19 protein-coding genes and 1 tRNA gene are annotated in these 17,423 nt (G+C 41.1%); 12 read left to right on the forward strand and 8 right to left on the reverse strand.

What is annotated here, in order from left to right:
• Position 1: 1 nt before the first annotated feature.
• On the reverse strand, positions 2-856 hold the full coding sequence (locus K1F36_RS01780; protein WP_220112253.1) for a DUF2911 domain-containing protein: 855 nt from the start codon (positions 854-856) through the stop codon (positions 2-4).
• 174 nt (positions 857-1,030) lie between these two features.
• Here K1F36_RS01780 and K1F36_RS01785 point away from each other — a divergent pair, with 174 nt between their 5' ends.
• The 6 genes from K1F36_RS01785 to K1F36_RS01810 all read left to right on the forward strand — a co-directional run bounded on the left by K1F36_RS01785 (position 1,031) and on the right by K1F36_RS01810 (position 7,101).
• Positions 1,031-1,528 (forward strand): SRPBCC family protein, encoded by a 498-nt coding sequence (locus K1F36_RS01785; RefSeq protein ID WP_220112254.1) that lies wholly within the window; start codon positions 1,031-1,033, stop codon positions 1,526-1,528.
• A 1-nt stretch (position 1,529) separates the two neighbouring features.
• The gene (locus K1F36_RS01790) at positions 1,530-2,225 is read left to right on the forward strand and encodes an SDR family NAD(P)-dependent oxidoreductase (protein WP_220112255.1); all 696 of its coding nucleotides are present in this window, start codon (positions 1,530-1,532) and stop codon (positions 2,223-2,225) included.
• Positions 2,222-3,535 (forward strand): cryptochrome/photolyase family protein, encoded by a 1,314-nt coding sequence (locus tag K1F36_RS01795; RefSeq protein ID WP_220112256.1) that lies wholly within the window; start codon positions 2,222-2,224, stop codon positions 3,533-3,535. Before K1F36_RS01790 ends, K1F36_RS01795 begins: the two co-directional genes overlap by 4 nt.
• Before the next feature lie 100 nt (positions 3,536-3,635).
• On the forward strand, positions 3,636-5,063 hold the full coding sequence (locus K1F36_RS01800; RefSeq protein WP_220112257.1) for an amidohydrolase: 1,428 nt from the start codon (positions 3,636-3,638) through the stop codon (positions 5,061-5,063).
• A 71-nt stretch (positions 5,064-5,134) separates the two neighbouring features.
• Positions 5,135-6,139: a pirin family protein gene (locus K1F36_RS01805; protein ID WP_220112258.1), complete on the forward strand. Its 1,005-nt coding sequence runs from the start codon at positions 5,135-5,137 to the stop codon at positions 6,137-6,139.
• Positions 6,140-6,237: 98 nt separating this feature from the next.
• Positions 6,238-7,101, forward strand: a complete 864-nt coding sequence (locus K1F36_RS01810) for an alpha/beta hydrolase (protein ID WP_258538896.1) — start codon at positions 6,238-6,240, stop codon at positions 7,099-7,101.
• Between the two features lie 23 nt (positions 7,102-7,124).
• On the opposite strand, the gene murA is transcribed toward K1F36_RS01810, so the two are convergent.
• From murA to K1F36_RS01825, 3 genes are all read right to left on the reverse strand, one after another.
• Complete coding sequence (gene murA / locus K1F36_RS01815) at positions 7,125-8,432, reverse strand: UDP-N-acetylglucosamine 1-carboxyvinyltransferase (RefSeq protein WP_220112260.1); 1,308 nt, start codon at positions 8,430-8,432, stop codon at positions 7,125-7,127.
• 15 nt (positions 8,433-8,447) lie between these two features.
• Positions 8,448-9,098, reverse strand: a complete 651-nt coding sequence (locus K1F36_RS01820; protein ID WP_220112261.1) for a DUF4290 domain-containing protein — start codon at positions 9,096-9,098, stop codon at positions 8,448-8,450.
• Between the two features lie 81 nt (positions 9,099-9,179).
• A complete protein-coding gene (locus K1F36_RS01825; protein ID WP_207031839.1) occupies positions 9,180-9,467 on the reverse strand; it encodes a DUF493 family protein in 288 nt (95 codons plus the stop codon).
• An 88-nt stretch (positions 9,468-9,555) separates the two neighbouring features.
• On the opposite strand from K1F36_RS01825, the gene K1F36_RS01830 reads away from it, so the two are divergent.
• The 5 genes from K1F36_RS01830 (at position 9,556) to K1F36_RS01850 (ending at position 14,086) form a co-directional block, all read left to right on the forward strand.
• Entirely contained in the window at positions 9,556-10,119 is a 564-nt protein-coding gene (locus K1F36_RS01830; protein WP_220112262.1) for an AAA family ATPase, read from the forward strand.
• Complete coding sequence (locus K1F36_RS01835; protein WP_220112263.1) at positions 10,119-12,014, forward strand: RecQ family ATP-dependent DNA helicase; 1,896 nt, start codon at positions 10,119-10,121, stop codon at positions 12,012-12,014. The genes K1F36_RS01830 and K1F36_RS01835 overlap by 1 nt, the downstream gene beginning before the upstream one ends.
• Positions 11,995-12,957, forward strand: a complete 963-nt coding sequence (fmt, locus tag K1F36_RS01840) for a methionyl-tRNA formyltransferase (RefSeq protein WP_220112264.1) — start codon at positions 11,995-11,997, stop codon at positions 12,955-12,957. Before K1F36_RS01835 ends, fmt begins: the two co-directional genes overlap by 20 nt.
• A 176-nt stretch (positions 12,958-13,133) precedes the next feature.
• Complete coding sequence (locus K1F36_RS01845) at positions 13,134-13,406, forward strand: HU family DNA-binding protein (RefSeq protein WP_014034238.1); 273 nt, start codon at positions 13,134-13,136, stop codon at positions 13,404-13,406.
• 119 nt (positions 13,407-13,525) lie between these two features.
• Positions 13,526-14,086 (forward strand): YqgE/AlgH family protein, encoded by a 561-nt coding sequence (locus K1F36_RS01850; RefSeq protein ID WP_207031847.1) that lies wholly within the window; start codon positions 13,526-13,528, stop codon positions 14,084-14,086.
• On the opposite strand, the gene K1F36_RS01855 is transcribed toward K1F36_RS01850, so the two are convergent.
• Together K1F36_RS01855 and K1F36_RS01860 are read right to left on the reverse strand one after the other, a co-directional pair.
• Complete coding sequence (locus K1F36_RS01855) at positions 14,083-14,928, reverse strand: aminotransferase class IV (RefSeq protein ID WP_220112265.1); 846 nt, start codon at positions 14,926-14,928, stop codon at positions 14,083-14,085. The genes K1F36_RS01850 and K1F36_RS01855 overlap by 4 nt on opposite strands.
• Before the next feature lie 54 nt (positions 14,929-14,982).
• Complete coding sequence (locus K1F36_RS01860; protein ID WP_220112266.1) at positions 14,983-15,366, reverse strand: START-like domain-containing protein; 384 nt, start codon at positions 15,364-15,366, stop codon at positions 14,983-14,985.
• Positions 15,367-15,503: 137 nt separating this feature from the next.
• On the opposite strand from K1F36_RS01860, the gene K1F36_RS01865 reads away from it, so the two are divergent.
• Positions 15,504-15,577: transfer RNA gene (locus tag K1F36_RS01865), tRNA-Met, on the forward strand.
• 97 nt (positions 15,578-15,674) lie between these two features.
• Here the strand turns inward: K1F36_RS01865 and K1F36_RS01870 are convergent.
• Positions 15,675-16,358, reverse strand: coding sequence for a HupE/UreJ family protein (locus tag K1F36_RS01870; RefSeq protein ID WP_220112267.1), 684 nt, complete (start codon positions 16,356-16,358; stop codon positions 15,675-15,677).
• Entirely contained in the window at positions 16,358-17,368 is a 1,011-nt protein-coding gene (locus K1F36_RS01875; RefSeq protein WP_258538897.1) for a DUF4198 domain-containing protein, read from the reverse strand. Before K1F36_RS01875 ends, K1F36_RS01870 begins: the two co-directional genes overlap by 1 nt.
• Between the last annotated feature and the right edge of the window lie 55 nt (positions 17,369-17,423).

Consider the following 17,423-nt stretch of genomic DNA (forward strand, 5'->3'; position numbering starts at 1 on the left):
TTTACATTTCGGCCCACTCCTTTAAAGAGTCCTTGTTCATTTTTACATAATCTTGGTTGCCAGCGGCCTGAGCAGCAGCCATGGATTTTTTAGCAGCTTCGATAGCAGCCTTTTTATCGCCCATTTTAGCATAGATCAACGATTGTGTGCGCATCATCCAAAATGCTTTGCCATCACCCATCTCAACAGCCTTATCAACCCATTCTTTAGCCTGTTCCATGTTCATGCCCTCGGCAAAATAATAGGAACCTGCGGCAAAATAATCATTGGCGGTCAGGTCCTCTTTCTTCGCCATTGTCGCCTCGATGCTTTTAATCGCCTTGTCCACAGTTGGAACAACAAATTTTACCCCTACATAGATGTTCTCCCACATGATGCCAAGAGTTCCTCCATTATTGTGAAGGTCATCAAAAGTAATGGTGAAAGTTTCAATGGGCATTGGAATGTCAAATGTTTCAACTTTTACTGTAGCAGCAACTTTGGAGGCATCCCATTCCTGCGGAGTCCCCCAATTGTCAGTTGCAGTATAAAAGAAAACTTCCCAAACAGCCTCATCCGGCCTTGTATAAATGGCATAGGTGCCTGCTTTCAATTCCTTTCCCTCCACAATAACATCGTCACTAAAGGAAATTGTAGTGTTTTCATTGGCGCCAGTTCTCCAAATAGCTCCAAAAGGAACCAAATCGCCAAATATCTTTCTTCCCTTCATTGCGGGACGGGAATATTTAACGGTAACATCGGTCAATCCCACTTTTTGCTCCAAAGTTGAAGCCGGACTGGGCGCTGGTGTCTGTATTTGTGCCTGTAGCGAAAAACACATGGACACCGCAAACAATAAGAGTGTAAATTTTTTCATAGTTGTTGTATATATTAAATGTTCAGCAGATCAAAATTAAGATAAAGCGATGCCCTATTTGTTAATTAAATCTTAAAACAAAAATAAGCAATAATTGCTTTCATTTTAATTTTGTTTAACTATTTATTATTTTTATTGAACATTTTACTGCTATCTTTGTGTAAAATCGTTAGGATGCAACTGTATCAATTGAAATCTAAGCAAGTATTTCCCATAAGCAAAAAGAGGGCTTGGGACTTTTTATCTGACCCAAAAAACCTGGCAGTAATAACTCCACAACACATGGGTTTCCATATTTTGGCCGGAGCGGATAGACCCATGTTCCAAGGTCAAGTTATTCAATATATAGTAAAACCGTTTCCTTTTGTTTCCACAAAATGGGTAACTGAGATAACCCATGTTAAAGATGGCGAATATTTTGTTGACGAGCAGCGTTTTGGCCCCTACTCCCTTTGGCACCACAAACATTTTTTAAAAGAAGTTCCCGAAGGTGTGGAAATGGAAGACATCATTGATTACAAATTACCCTTTGGTTTTTTGGGGCAACTCACTCACCCCTTGTTGGTAAAGAAACAACTGCAAAAGATTTTTGAATTTCGGGAGCAAAAACTTGCCGATTTATTTGGCCAAGTGGATGGAAAGGAGAATTATTTAAGCATCAGAAAAGTATAACATGAAAAAGAATATATTATTGATCGGTGGCTCTTATGGCATAGGTTTGGAAATGGCAAAAATGCTTTCCAAAGAGAATGAAGTATTCATTGCCAGTAGAAGTAACGAACACCTTTCAAACATTGACGCCACCCACATCCCTTTTGATGCCCTAAATGAGGACATTAGCGATAAAGCCATTCCTGAAACACTGGACGGTTTTGTGTACTGTCCCGGAAGCATCAACCTGAAACCTTTTAAAACAATGGGAATCGACACCATTCAAAATGATATGGAAATTAATTTCATTGCTTTGGCCAGAACGGTCAAATCCATCATCAATAGAATGAACGAAGGTTCTAGCATGGTTTTTTTCAGTACTGTGGCCGTGGCGACAGGAATGCCCTTCCACACCAGTGTATCGGCGGCTAAAGGAGCTATCGAAGGTTTTGCCCGAGCCTTGGCGGCGGAATATGCTCCTAAAATTAGAGTGAATGTTATTGCTCCATCTTTAGTGGACACTCCCCTATCGGAACGACTGCTGAACAATGATAAGAAAAAAGAGATGATGTCCGAAAGACACCCCATGAAAAGAGTCGGCAACGCAGTGGATATAGCCAATATGGCCACCTTTTTGTTGAGTTCCGATAATTCATGGATTACAGGGCAGGTTATTGGGGTCGATGGTGGAGTGTCCAGCTTAAACGTGAATTCATGAAGGATAAAATCAATATTTTTTGGTTTAGGCGTGATTTGCGTCTGGATGATAACGTTGGACTATATCAAGCTCTTCAAGATGATGTTCCCGTTTTGCCAATATTCATTTTTGATACCGAAATACTGGAAAATCTCCCAAAAAATGATGCTAGGGTAACCTTTATCCATGAACAACTGCAAAAATTAAATAATCAGTTAGGTGCCAACCATGATAGCGGAATTGCCCAGTTTTACGATACCCCAAAAAAGGTCTTCAAGCAAGTATTGAAAGACTATAAGATTGAAGCCGTCTACACCAACCATGATTACGAGCCATATGCCAAAAAACGTGATGGTGAGATAAAATCATTTTTGGAAGAAAATAAAGTGGAGTTCAAGACTTTCAAGGACCAAGTGATTTTTGAAAAAGATGAAGTGGTGAAGGACGATGGAGATCCTTACGTGGTGTATACGCCATTCATGAAAAAATGGAAGGAAAATTTTAATCCGTCTATTCATCTTGTCGAGTATGATACATTGAGTGACCTTGGTAAAAACTTGTATCCATCCAAAAATCTACCAAAACTTTCGCTGAAAGATATGGGGTTTGAGGAGTCATCCATAAAAGTTCCCGATTTTACCGTCACTTCCGATTTGATTCAGAAATATGAAGACACACGGGACTACCCCGCCAAAGAAAAAGGAACTTCCCGATTGGGCCCACACTTGCGGTTTGGAACGGTTTCCATCCGAAAAATGGTCAAAAAAGCCATTGATGAAAAGAATGAGACCTTTTGGAACGAACTGATTTGGAGAGAGTTTTTTATGCAGATTCTGTGGCACTTTCCACATACCGTAAACGAAGCGTTCCGAGCCAAATACGATAGAATTGAATGGCGAAACAACGAGGATGAATTCGAAAAATGGAAAAATGGAAAAACAGGCTATCCTTTGGTAGATGCAGGAATGCGCGAGCTGAATAAAACCGGTTATATGCATAATCGGGTACGTATGCTGGTGGCAAGTTTTCTCTGCAAACATCTTTTAATCGATTGGCGGTGGGGCGAAGCCTATTTTGCCGACAAACTCCTCGATTATGAAATGGCCAGCAATGTGGGCAACTGGCAATGGGCAGCGGGAAGCGGTGTGGATGCTGCACCCTATTTTCGAATATTCAATCCTACCACACAGATAAAGAAATTCGATAAGGACAAAAAATACATCAATAAGTGGGTACCAGACCTTCAAGAAATGAATTATCCCGACCCTATTGTTGATCATAAAACAGCCCGTGAGCGATGCTTAAAAAGATATAAAGAAGCGGTAAGTTGAAGCTTTTTCGTTAATTTTAGTTCTCTGTTGGGACGATTTTGTTTTATCTCAAAAAAACTAAATCAAATCAACGGAACATAACTAACTCAAAACCTTTAAAATGAAGAAACTTTCAACCTTACTCCTTTTGGGATTGGTGTCGATTAACCTAGCGGCCCAAAAGATGTCCAAGGACAAAAATGCCGTTGTTGCTTCCGTAGAAAAACACAAAGAAAACCTTATCAAAATCAGCGATTCCATTTGGGCTTTGGCCGAAACTGCTTTTGAAGAATCCATTTCTGCCGAATTGCTTGCCGATTATGCCGAAGAAAATGGAATGACTGTTACCCGTGGCGTGGCCAATATCCCGACCGCTTTTATAGCGACTTATGGTTCGGGGTCTCCCGTAATCAGTGTCTTGGGCGAGTTTGATGCACTTCCAGGCCTTTCACAAAATACCGTCCCCACCAAAGACCCAAGAATCGAAGGTGAACCCGGTCATGGCTGTGGACATAACATGTTCGGTGCCGCAAGTTTAGGAGCGGCCATTGCCATTAAAGAACAAATTGAAGCGGGTACAATCAAAGGAACTGTAAAGTTCTTTGGAACACCTGCCGAGGAAAAGTTCTTCGGAAAAGTTTGGATGGTAGAAGCCGGCCTTTGGGACGATGTTGATGTTAATGTAAGCTGGCACCCATCAGCTGAAATCGAAGCCGATGTACAGAGTGGTTTGGCTTTGGTTGATTTTATGGTAGAATTTTATGGACAAGCCGCTCACGCTTCCGCAGACCCATGGAATGGTCGTAGTGCCTCCGATGCCCTAGAATTATATACGACAGGAATCAATTACTACAGAGAGCACATTAAACCCACATCCCGCATCCACTACCACATCCAAGATGGCGGACAAGTGGTAAACGTGGTTCCCGACTACTCAAGGTTATGGGTACGTGTTCGTGATCCAAAGAGAGATGTAATGCTTCCCACTTTTGAGCGTGTTAAGGCAATGGCCGAAGGTGCTGCCATCATGGCCAATGTCGAGTACAAATATTCTTTGATTTCTGGTATCTACGAAACATTGGTCAACCGTGAAGGCGGTAAAATCATGCAGAACAATTTGGAGCTTTTAGGCCCGATCACTTACACCGAAGAAGAGATTACCTATGGTAAAGCCATTCAAGAAGCTACTGGAAAGCCACAAGTGGGCATGGACGGGGAAGTCCATCCCTTGAAAGAAACACAGGAACTGCCAGGTGGTGGCTCTACTGATGTGGGCGATGTAAGCTGGAATGTACCGAACATTAATCTCGGTGTTACTGTGGCTCCAAAAGATACGCCATGGCACTCTTGGGCCGTAGTAGCCTGCGGTGGAATGAGCATTGGGCACAAAGGAATGATCTATGCATCCAAAGCAATGGGTATGACCATGCTGGACCTTTTTGATGACCCCAAATTGGTAGAAAAAGTAAAAGAAGAATACAAAACCAGAAAAGGTGATGTAAAATATGAGGCCATGATAGATGGTCCACCACCTATCCCTGGTAAATAATTAAATTACAATTTGATTGAAAAGCCTGCCCTTCGCAGGCTTTTTAATCTTGAAAAATTAAACATTACGCTATGAAAAATCCTATTATTCAAACCTTTCCGTTAAGCTCCCCTTGGCAAACCCTTGACCCTTTTTTGTTCAGTGTGTACCATTTGGACCGTTTTCCAAAAGGAAACGGAGATATGGGACCAGATGAATCTTTGCTGAAAGGGCGAAATCTAGGTAGTGATTTTAACCCCAATGCCAAATGGCGTATGTACCACGGTCAGACAATTCCTGGGTTCCCTTTCCATCCACATTGTGGTTTTGAAACGATTACCATCGTCAACAAGGGGTTTTGTGACCATTCCGATTCCCTTGGTGCGGCCGGTAGATTTGGTAAGGGCGATGTACAATGGATGACAGCAGGAAGAGGCGTACAACATTCAGAAATGTTTCCATTGTTAAAAGATGATGAGGAAAACACGTTGGAACTTTTTCAGATCTGGTTGAACCTTCCCAAAGCCGGAAAGTTTGTGGATCCACACTTTAAAATGCTATGGAACGAGGATATTCCGATTATTGAAGAAGAAAATGCGAAAATAAAAGTAGTTGCAGGCAGCTACAAAAATGTGAATCCAATTGACCCCGCACCGGATTCATGGGCAGCCAATCCCGAAAACGAAGTAGCGGTTTGGAACATTCATGTGGATGCGGATTCAGAATATACGCTGCCAAAGGCAAATTCTTCTGAAGTAAACCGTGTGCTCTATTTTTATGAAGGTGATGAAATTTATATCGATGACAAAAAAATCAATCCAAATTTTGGAATTGTTCTGGACCAAACGCAAGATGTCAACATCAAAATAGGTTCTGAAACAGCTCATTTTATGATTCTGCAAGGAAAACCCATCGGAGAACCCGTTGCCAAATACGGCCCTTTTGTGATGAACACACAAGAAGAAATTCAAAAAGTAATGGAGGAATACCGCCTTACACAATTTGGTGGATGGCCATGGCCACATCCTGATAACGTGCACGATAAAGACCGTGGCCGGTTCGCACTTTATCCTGATGGGAAATTGGTCGAAAAATAATCAACATTGATTTAATGAACCTAAAAAGCAAAATAGGGTTAATCTTTTTATTCATAACCGGTCTATTAAATGCCCAATTAGAGGAAAACCCGATTACTATGACCACAGAGACCGGAAACATTCAAGGAACCATGCTCTTGCCCAAGCATTCCGATAAAATTCCTGTGGTATTGATTATAGCAGGGTCTGGCCCCACGGACAGGAATGGAAACAACCCTATGATGAAGAACAATTCTCTTAAAATGCTTGCGGAAGGATTGGGAAATCATGGTATTGCATCGGTCAGGTTTGATAAACGAGGAATAGCCAAAAGTACAGAAGCTGGTGTTGAAGAAAGTAACCTCAAATTTGAAACCTATATTGAAGACACCAAGGATTGGGTAGATCTACTTGAAAAAAATGATGGCTTTTCAGAAATTGTGGTCTTAGGTCACAGTGAGGGCTCTTTAATCGGTATGATTGCGTCCCAAAACCCAATGGTGGACCGATTTATATCTGTTGCCGGTGTGGGGGAACCCGCCGCCAAACCATTGGAACGACAGTTGAAGGCACAACCCTCATTTGTATGGGAACAATCCGCTCCTATTCTTCAGGATTTGGAAATGGGAAAAAAGGTGGACTCTGTTCCACCATTTCTTTATTCACTTTTTAGACCCAGTGTGCAACCCTACCTTATTTCTTGGATCAAATATGATCCACAAGTGGAACTGGCAAAGTTGGACAAACCTGTTTTGCTTGTTCAAGGAACTACGGATATACAGGTAGACATGCAGAATGTTGAGAAACTTCATGCCTCAAATCCAAACTCAGAAAAAGTTATTCTGGAAGGAATGAACCATATTCTGAAAGAGGCGGAGATGGACAGAATGAAAAACATTGAAACCTATTCAAATCCAGACCTTCCGCTTAAAGATGGATTGATTACAGCCATTGTGGATTTTATTAAAAATCCTGATAACTAAATAGACTGAAATAAATAACCTTACTAAACCCTAACAATATTGGCCCCGATGGCACGCAAGCGCTCATCGATGTTTTCGTAACCACGATCTATTTGTTCGATATTATGGATAGTGGAAGTCCCTTTGGCGGACAAAGCCGCAATCAAAAGGGAAACCCCTGCCCTAATATCGGGAGATACCATGGTGGTGGACTTTAATGTGGATTTGAAATCATGCCCAATGACCGTGGCGCGGTGTGGGTCGCAAAGAATGATTTTTGCTCCCATATCGATTAACTTATCCACAAAGAACAAACGGCTCTCGAACATTTTTTGATGGATGAGCACTTCTCCTTTGGCCTGTGTTGCCACAACCAAAATGATGCTCAACAAATCTGGGGTAAGGCCAGGCCAAGGAGCATCTGCAATGGTCAGAATGGACCCATCAATAAAATTCTGGATCTCGTAACCGTCTTCATGCTTTGGGATAAATATGTCATCACCCTTTCTTTCCACGGTTATTCCCAACTTACGGAACACGTTTGGAATCACTCCTAAATCATCCCAACTCACATTCTTAATGGTGAGTTCACTTTGGGTCATTGCCGCTAGACCGATCCAGCTGCCAATTTCAATCATATCGGGCAACATGGTATGCTCGGTACCTCCTAAGGCATCCACACCTTCAATGGTCAACAAGTTGGAACCGATGCCAGAGATTTTAGCTCCCATGCGGTTAAGCATTTTGCACAATTGCTGTAGATAAGGCTCGCAAGCAGCATTGTAGATAGTAGTTGTGCCTTTGGCCAAAACCGCGGCCATTACAATATTTGCCGTTCCAGTAACCGATGCTTCGTCCAAAAGCATATAGGTTCCCTTTAGTTTATCGGCTTCTACCCCATAAAAATGGTCTTCTTTATTGTAACGGAACTGTGCTCCCAGTTTAATGAAACCTTCAAAGTGGGTATCCAATCGCCTTCTTCCTATTTTATCTCCGCCAGGTTTTGGAATATATCCTTTTCCAAATCTTGCCAATAGTGGACCCACTAACATAATGGAACCACGAAGCCCTCTTCCATCTTCTTTGAATTTGGCGGATTGCAGATAATCCAGGTTTACATCATCTGCCTTAAACGTGTAAGACCCCTTGCCTTTCTTCTGGATTTTTACTCCCAAATCCTCTAGAAGGGCAATCAACTTATTGACATCTACGATGTCGGGTATGTTATTAATGGTAATTTTTTCTTCTGAAAGCAATACAGCGCAAAGAATCTGTAGTGCCTCGTTCTTTGCCCCTTGGGGTGTAATTTCACCGTGCAATTGGTGTCCACCCTCTATTCGAAATGTACCCATGTATTCCTTAGGAGTTTAATATCTTTTTTTACGGCCTCTCTGTCCTTTCTTTCCTCTATTATTGTTGTTATTGTTGGACCTGCTTGGTTTATTTTTAAGAAACTGCCCACTTTCGGTAAGGCTCTCGTCGCTTTTTTCCAAATCAATCTGTCCATCACTAAGCTCCTTAAGGTGATTAAAGATGACGCTATCCTCCACCGTGTCCTTGTTCCAAACCAAGTAGCACTTTTTCATGTGGTTGGCAATGGCATACTCCAAGCCAGAGCGCATATCACCTTTGTCCCAGCTTACGGCAACATCTATCATTCTTTTGATGTTGTTCCCGTAAAAACGGTACTTTGGATGGTTCTGTGGGTAATCCAATGGTTCTGGGCGTTGTTGCAAAACCTCTTTTGACGTAATCGGAAACGGGGAATCGACATCCAATTTAAAATCGGCCATAATAAACAATTGGTCCCAAAGTTTATGCTGGAAATCAGGAACATCCCTAAAGTGAGGTTGTAAATTTCCCATTACACTGATAATGGATTTGGCCACTCTGTTACGTTCGTCGCGGTCTTCAATCGACACAGCATGATCTACCATTTTTTGGAAATGACGACCGTACTCCGGGATAAAAAGGTGTGGACGTTCCGTGTTGTATTCTAAATTAAATATTTCGTTCAAAGTAATGTGTTTAGAGATTTGATACTTGGAAAGTAATCCGATAATGTTCGCAAAGTAATAAAATTATAGCAAATAAAGGGTCTACAAAGAAATAACCCCTTCAACAACCGAAACTTCTTTATATTTTTGGATTACTGCATCCGGATCCTCCAGATCTACAGTAATGGACAAACTGGTATATGTTCCTTTTTTAGATTTTTTTGATTCGATTACGGCACCGGTATTATCAAAAATATCTTGAATCTGCGAAATACGTTGCTCATCCGTCGGAACTATGAATTTATAGAGATATGTGGATGGCCAAGTGGTACTTTCCTGTAACTTTTCTTTCAGCTTTGCGTAAAACTCTTCTGTATCCTTATTATCCATACCTCAATTTTATACAAATATATGGCTTACCCATCAATTTTTTTTCCTTAAGTCGATTTCATTACTTTGTAACATAAATTCAAGGTCTTTGGGAAAGAAGAAAATAGTTGTCACGGGAGCACCGGGAACCGGTAAAACTTCCATCGTAAATGGATTGGAAAGCATGGGTTATCATTGTTTTCATGAAATTATCCGTGATATGACCTCAAAAGCGAAAGAAGAGGGACAAACGGAACACTATATTTCCAATCCCTTGGTTTTTGTGGATGATGCGTTGCAGTTCAACAAAGATCTGTTGGAAGGAAGAACGTCCCATTACAGGGAGTCACTTCAGATAGATGTCCCCATCAGTTTTTTTGACCGTGGTATCCCCGATGTACTGGCGTATATGGATTTTTTTGGACAGGAGTATGATCATTTTTTTACTTCCCATTGCGAAAATCACAGATACGATTCCATTTTTATTGTTCCACCTTGGAGAGAAATCTATGTTTCCGACAATGAACGGATGGAAACCTTTGAGGAAGCAGAGAGCATTCATGATTCCTTGATGAAAACATATACACAATTTGGCTATAACCCCATCGAAGTGCCAAAAGATGATGTCCCAAATCGGATTGATTTTATTTTGAAGACACTTAAAAATTTATAGTGGATAAGAAGGATACCACAAGCATTTTAAAACGATTTTGGGGGTATGATGATTTCAGGGGATCCCAAAAACAAATCATCAACACCGTTCTTTCTGGGCAAGATGTTCTCGCATTGATGCCCACTGGAGGAGGAAAATCTATTTGTTATCAGGTACCTGCACTGGCCAAAGACGGTATTTGCATTGTAGTCTCACCGTTGGTTGCATTAATCCAAGATCAAGTATCCCAATTAAAAAAAAGGGGCATTAAGGCCATTGCGTTAACAGGAGGTATCTCGCCCAACGACTTGAACGACCTTTTGGATAATTGTGTCTACGGCAACTATAAATTTTTGTATCTATCTCCCGAACGCTTGCAGCAGTCTATCGTCCAGGAACGCATTCAGCAAATGAACATCAACCTCATTGCTATTGACGAGGCCCATTGTATTTCGCAATGGGGAAACGATTTTAGGCCCGCTTACCTTGAATGCTCCATTTTAAAAGAACTGGTTCCCGGCACACCCATTATAGCCCTAACGGCAACAGCGACTCCGAGCGTAGTAGCAGACATTGTAGAGAATTTGGAGTTGAAGGATGTCTCCATATTCAAAGATTCCTTTTCCCGTTCCAACATTAACTTTAAAGTAAAACGTTCGGAGGATAAGCTATACCAACTCAAAAAGTATATGGAGAAAATTGGCGGGAGCTCCATTGTGTATGTGCGTTCCAGAAAAATGTCCATATCGTTGGCCAACTTTTTGATAAAAAACAGCATTTCCGCATCATTTTTTCATGGTGGGATTCCCAAATCCGATAAAGAAGAAAAACTTAACCTTTGGTTAAGCGGCAAAGTTAGGGTGATGGTGGCCACCAACGCTTTTGGAATGGGAGTGGACAAACCGGATGTTCGGTTGGTGGTTCATTATCAAATACCCGACAGTTTGGAAAGTTATTTCCAAGAAGCCGGTAGAGCTGGACGTGACGGGGAGCCATCAACAGCAATCATCATCACTTCCAACGAAGATGAAGGTAAGGCCAAACAGCAATTTCTATCCACCCTGCCCGATGTGGCTTTCGTGAAACAGGTTTATTCCAAGCTCAACAATTATTTTCAAATATCCTACGGCGAGCTTGTTTCCGATTCTTTGTCCTTTAAGTTCAATGAGTTTTGTAAGCGATACGAGTTTAACCCGAACATGACCTTTAATGCCATTCGCATTCTTGATCAGAATTCCGTGCTGTCGCTTGCTGAGAATTTTAAGGAGAAAACCACGCTTCAATTTATAGCTTCCAAAAATGAGATATTCAATTATCTGGATAAAAACAGGAAAACGGCCCCCATCATCCAAACCATTCTTCGCACATATGGGGGCATTACGGAATATGAGACAAAAATCGATCTATACATGTTGTCCCGAAAAACAGATGTGAACGAGGGTCGTTTAAAAAAGATATTGCAGCAACTTGCAGACGATAGGATTGCGGAATATGTGAATAATACATCTGACCTAGAAATCACTTTTTTGGTACCTCGTGAAGACGACCTTACCATAAACCTGTTCGCCAAGAAAATCAAAGATTTTAATCAAGTGAAACAGAACAACATGGCGGCCATGTTGGGGTATGTTTCCAATAAAAAGTTGTGCCGTAGCATTTACCTATTGAATTATTTTGGAGAAAAGACTGCGGAAAAGTGTGGCACATGCGATATTTGCACCAAGAAAAAAGTAGTGGCTTCTCCCCATGATTTGGAGAAAAGGGTCATGGAACTCCTGGAAATTCGCCCCCATACGTCACGACAGCTCGAAAAGGCCATTGGAGCAAAGGAAAAAGAACTTTTAAAAACGTTGGAGCGGCTGCTGGAAGATGAGCGTGTCTCCCTAAATTTTAAGAATGAGTACATCAAAAAATAATCCACTTCGCATTGTATTTATGGGCACTCCCGACTTTGCCGTGGGAACCTTAAAAAATATATTGGAAGCCGATTTTAACGTAGTCGGTGTAATAACCGCACCCGACAGGCCCGCTGGCCGTGGCCGTAAGGTCCAAGAATCGGCAGTGAAACAATTTGCGGTACAGCATAACTTAAAGGTATTGCAGCCCACAAATTTAAAGGACGAGGATTTTCTCGAAGTATTGAAAGCACTTGATGCCAACTTGCAGGTAGTGGTCGCTTTTAGAATGCTGCCCAAAACTGTTTGGCAAATGCCGGAGTATGGGACCTTTAATCTTCATGCTTCGCTCCTGCCCCAGTATCGCGGTGCGGCACCCATCAATTGGGCAATAATCAATGGAGAAACCGAAACGGGCGTCACCACTTTTTTTATTGATGAAAAAATAGACACCGGAAACATTGTCCTTCAAAAAACAGAAAAGATATTGCCCACCGATAGTGTAGGCGACTTGCACGACCGATTGATGGAGATTGGGGCCGACCTTGTAGTGGAAACCTGCAAACAGATTGAAGCTGGCACGGCTACCCGACAACCACAGAACGAAAGCAATACTCTTAAACCTGCTCCAAAAATCCATAAAGATACTTGCCGTATTGATTGGAACGCGTCCTTGGATAGTATTTATAACCATATTAGGGGATTGAGTCCATATCCCGGCGCTTGGACCATGTTGGTGAACGATGGCAAAGAGGACCAAATGAAAATCTTTAAAACTGAAAAGCTTCAGGCAGAGCACAACCTCAGTATTGGAAAAATATTGGTAGAGAAAAAATCATTGAAAATAGCGGTGAAAGGAGGTTATATTTCGCTTTTGGAGTTACAACTTCCAGGGAAACGCCGAATGCAGGTCAACGAGGTTTTAAATGGCCTAAATCTGGAAAATGACGCCTATCTTCGCTAAAGCCTTGCTGTGATTGGGCTAGGAAATGTTGTCATTTTTTTCCCACTTTATCAACAAACGTTTCAAGTTATCAACAAAAACCCTTATTTCCCTTGGTTTTACTTGCGTGAGACGCAAATCCATATAAATTTGTTCAGCATTAAAATTATATTAACAACAATTAATTTAATTCCATTATGAACAAAACAGAATTAATCGATGCTATGGCAGCTGATGCTGGCATCACTAAAGCAGCAGCAAAAAAAGCATTGGAATCTTTCTTGGGAAATGTAGAAGGAACGCTTAAAAAAGGAGACAGAGTTTCCTTGGTAGGTTTTGGTTCTTGGTCAGTTTCTAAAAGAAGCGCTAGAGAAGGTAGAAATCCACAAACTGGAGCTACTATTAAGATTGCCGCTAAGAACGTTGTAAAGTTCAAAGCAGGTGCTGAATTGAGCGGTGCAGTTAACTAATCAATTATTTATTTAATATACGAAAGCACTCCTTTAGGGGTGCTTTTTTAGTTTATATGCGTTGTGTTTTTTGCATATGTAGAATAATATGTTAAATTTAAGTACAAGAAAAAATGTAAATGGTAAGTCAAAAGCCTAAAAAAGGGAATTTACTTGTTGCAGAACCATCACTTACCGGTGACGTTTCTTTCAACAGGTCTGTTGTACTTATTGCCGAACACAACCACGAGGGTTCGGTTGGCTTTATTCTGAACAAACCTTTGGACTACACCATTTGCGACCTTGTTTCTGATATCACCATTCCTTTTCAAGTTTTTAATGGCGGCCCCGTGGAACAGGACAATCTTTATTTTATCCATAAGGTTCCTGAGCTCATTGAAAACAGTATCGAAATTTCCGATGGTATTTTTTGGGGCGGTAATTTTGAAATGACCGTTGAGCTCATCAATAGTGGAACCATCACCGAACAAGACATCAGGTTCTTTTTGGGATACTCTGGTTGGGGTATCAGCCAACTGGACCAAGAACTATCATCAAAATCTTGGGTAGTGTTGCCCAATGAATACGAAAGCAGCATTCTGGAAAAAGCTGCGAACGCATTTTGGAAAGAAAAGATGATGGAACTTGGCGGAGATTATGTTCTATGGTCCAATGCCCCCGAAAATCCTTCGCTCAATTAACCGATACGCGCCTTAGCATTCAATTTTCCCACGAGGCTTTTTGCAACCTTGGCCTCAAATTCTTTCTTCCTGTATTTGCTGATGGGTTGAATGCCTACAATGGAATTGGTAATGAACAGCTCATCCACTTTTTGAAGTTCGAAGGGAGAGATGGAATCCTCGACCAAATCGTACTCTTCGGAACCTGCAATGATTTTCATCAAATTTTTACGGATGATACCATCCATACAACCATCACTTAAGGGTGGTGTCTTGATTTCATTTCCCTTCACCAAAAATAGGTTTCCGTTAATGGCCTCTACCACCTTTTTATCGGTATTGACCAATAAACAATTGGCATAGCCATTTTCTTCGGCATACACTCCTGCCACAACATTCAACATTTTGTTGGTGGATTTTAAGTTGGAGAGCATATCCTTGTTCACATAGTAATCTTTGAACAATTCCACTTCATACTCCCCTTCATTAATAATAAAGAAAGGGGATTCCATGGCACTTGTCTCTATAACGTAGGATACATCATTTGTGGATGGGGTATACAATCCTCCCTCATTTCTAAAGACGGTTAAACGGGCGCGAACCGCTCCACTATCCAATTTATTTGAGGTAATGGTCTTTTTAATTTCCTCTTCCAAAAACTCCAGTGTGAATTCCATTGGAATTTCCATACGCAAGATGCGCATAGAGGCCATTAACCTAAAATAATGATCTTCCCAAAAAAAGAGGGTTCCGTTTACGTATCGAACCGACTCAAAAAGGGCATCTCCATATTTAAAGGCCCTGTTATTGTTCGTAAAAATTGGCTTATCCTCTGTTAAAAGTTCTCCGTTGTAATTGACCATAAAAAAGTCCCGATTTAAATCGGGACCAAAGATACGGTTTACTTGAGAATAGGACTAGGTTGAACCAAGAACCTGTTTAAGATCGGAAACCTGGTTTTCCCAAAGCATTTTTGCCTCATCCACCTCGTCATCCTCGGCAAAGTCCGTTATAAATAATGAAACATCCTTTGTTATTTCATCGACTATTATCCGCATTTCAAAAAATGAACCATCCTCATTTTCTTCCCATGCCAGCTTTACAAATTCCTCACTTTTTCGTTTGAGCAGTTTTGCCCGTTCTTCCGAACCATCCCAAATAAAGGTGAATATTTCTCCACGGGAATTTACATTATCGGCATACCATTCAGACAGTCCCGAAGGAGTGGAAATATATTGGTAAAGCAACTGAGGTGAAGCTTGAATAACAAACTCCAGTTCAAATTTAACCTTATCACTCATTGTCGTGTTCTTTAATCGTTCTTCAACTTTTGTATAATTTGGGAAGATATAAAAATAAATATCAAATAATAAATTAATAATGAATTTTGATTCAGCGAAAATTTAAACATATATTTGCACCCGCTTAGCAAAATGACGGCGAGGTAGCTCAGCTGGTTAGAGCGTCGGATTCATAACCCGGAGGCCGGGGGTTCAAGTCCCCCTCTCGCTACAAAAAAGACCACTTTAAAAGTGGTCTTTTTTTGTTTTGACAGTATTACTCCCCTTCCATAATTCACATTAATCTGGACATTAAACACCTGACTGACTCAATGCCCATTAAAATAGCCATAGACCTGATAAGCGAACAGACCGATACCCGCAATAATCAAATAAACATTGGATCCTTTATAAAAGGCTTCGTAGCTAGGTTTACCCTTCCAAGCCTTTATAAGAAGAATGATCGGGATTAGGGCGGCTATTTGGCCCAACTCAACACCAACGTTAAAGCTAATAATCTTCAGTAAAAATTGGTCTTGGCCCATATCAAAGGTTTGCAAACGTGTGGATAGCCCCAACCCGTGGATAAGTCCAAATAAAAATACCATCATCAATAAATTTGGAGCTCTGGTTCCAAGTTTTTTAAAGCCTTCCAAGTTCTCAAACCCCTTATAAAGTACGCTTAATGCTATGATGGCATCAATTAGGTGTTCATTGACCTGAACCCCTAGGTACGTCCCTCCTAAAAGCGTAATGCTGTGTCCTATGGTAAAAACGGTGATAAACTTTAAAATATCCCGAAACCCTTTCAGGAAAAAGATAACCCCTACCAAAAACAGCAAGTGGTCATAACCTGTAAGCATATGCTTGGCCCCTACCCAAATATAGGATAACAACCCACCGCTATCCAATATCTGCTGGTCACCTGAGCTAACATCATGAGCCAGTAACAGCATTGGAAAAAGTAACATTACCAAAAGAGAGAAGCTAGCTCCTACTGGTTTTATGTACATTATTTCTTCTTGCTTTTAAAGTAAAAGAAAAGGCCGGCAACAATTACCAAACTTACAAGGAGAAAAATGTAAGATGAAAAACTTTCTTCTTCATGTGTGTGATGATTTTCATCTTTATCCGTCCCATGCGCTGCACTATGACCTGAACCCACGGCGAAGGTAAGCGTGGCCCAATTGGACTCGTGGGTGAGACCCTCTTCCTCCGACTGTACCATATAAATGGTTCTCATATGCCATACTCCTGCATTGGTTATTTCAAACTCTAAAATACCGGCATCATCAGTACGAAGTTGCAAACCAGAATTATGGTCATGGTCTGGGGTTTCTCCACTTTTATGCGTATGCGGGTCCCCTCCATCATGACTATGTTCTATTGTGGTATTTTCTTCGGATTTCTCCGTACCAATAATTACCAATTGGTTGGCCAAAGGCTTCCCCTTATACAGCAATTGTACTTTTAAGGAATGCCCGGCATGAATATCATAGGGGTTTTCTTGTGGAATAAATTCAATAGGATACCCCAATGCAGTTTTCCAGTCATCAGACAATTCCTCTCCTACTTGAAAAATAGTTTTAACGTGCTTGGAGTATTTCTCAACCGCATCCTGGTCCAGAGCATTGTTCTCTTTTCTCCATTCCAACATGTCTACCACTCCATCATGTTCCAAATAATCGTTGAACGATTTTGCATCCAATGCAATATTCTTTGCTGCAGTTGAAACACCTGCTACCCAAGTACCGGGGCCACCGGTCTTAAAATTCAAAAATGTAATACTGTCCTTTTCGGTCCATTGAGCTGAATCTACTTGGATACGCTGACCATTACCTACCAAGCTCATATCGAGCATACGGTTCCTGTCTATTACATTTTCACTTTTCTCAAAAGTGCCATTAAATAGTTGAATTGCTGCATTTGTGTTCGGGTCAAGGAAATAATTGTCCATTTTCAAGAACATATCGTGACTACATAATAGCACGATGGCCAAAAGGCCAAAAAAAACTTTCTTCATTATGATTTTGTTTGTTAAAGATCAGGTGGTGAAATCAATTTCCTACCTTGTGGTA

Origin of the sequence: Flagellimonas abyssi, assembly GCF_019457905.1 — a bacterium.
GTDB lineage: Bacteria > Bacteroidota > Bacteroidia > Flavobacteriales > Flavobacteriaceae > Flagellimonas > Flagellimonas abyssi.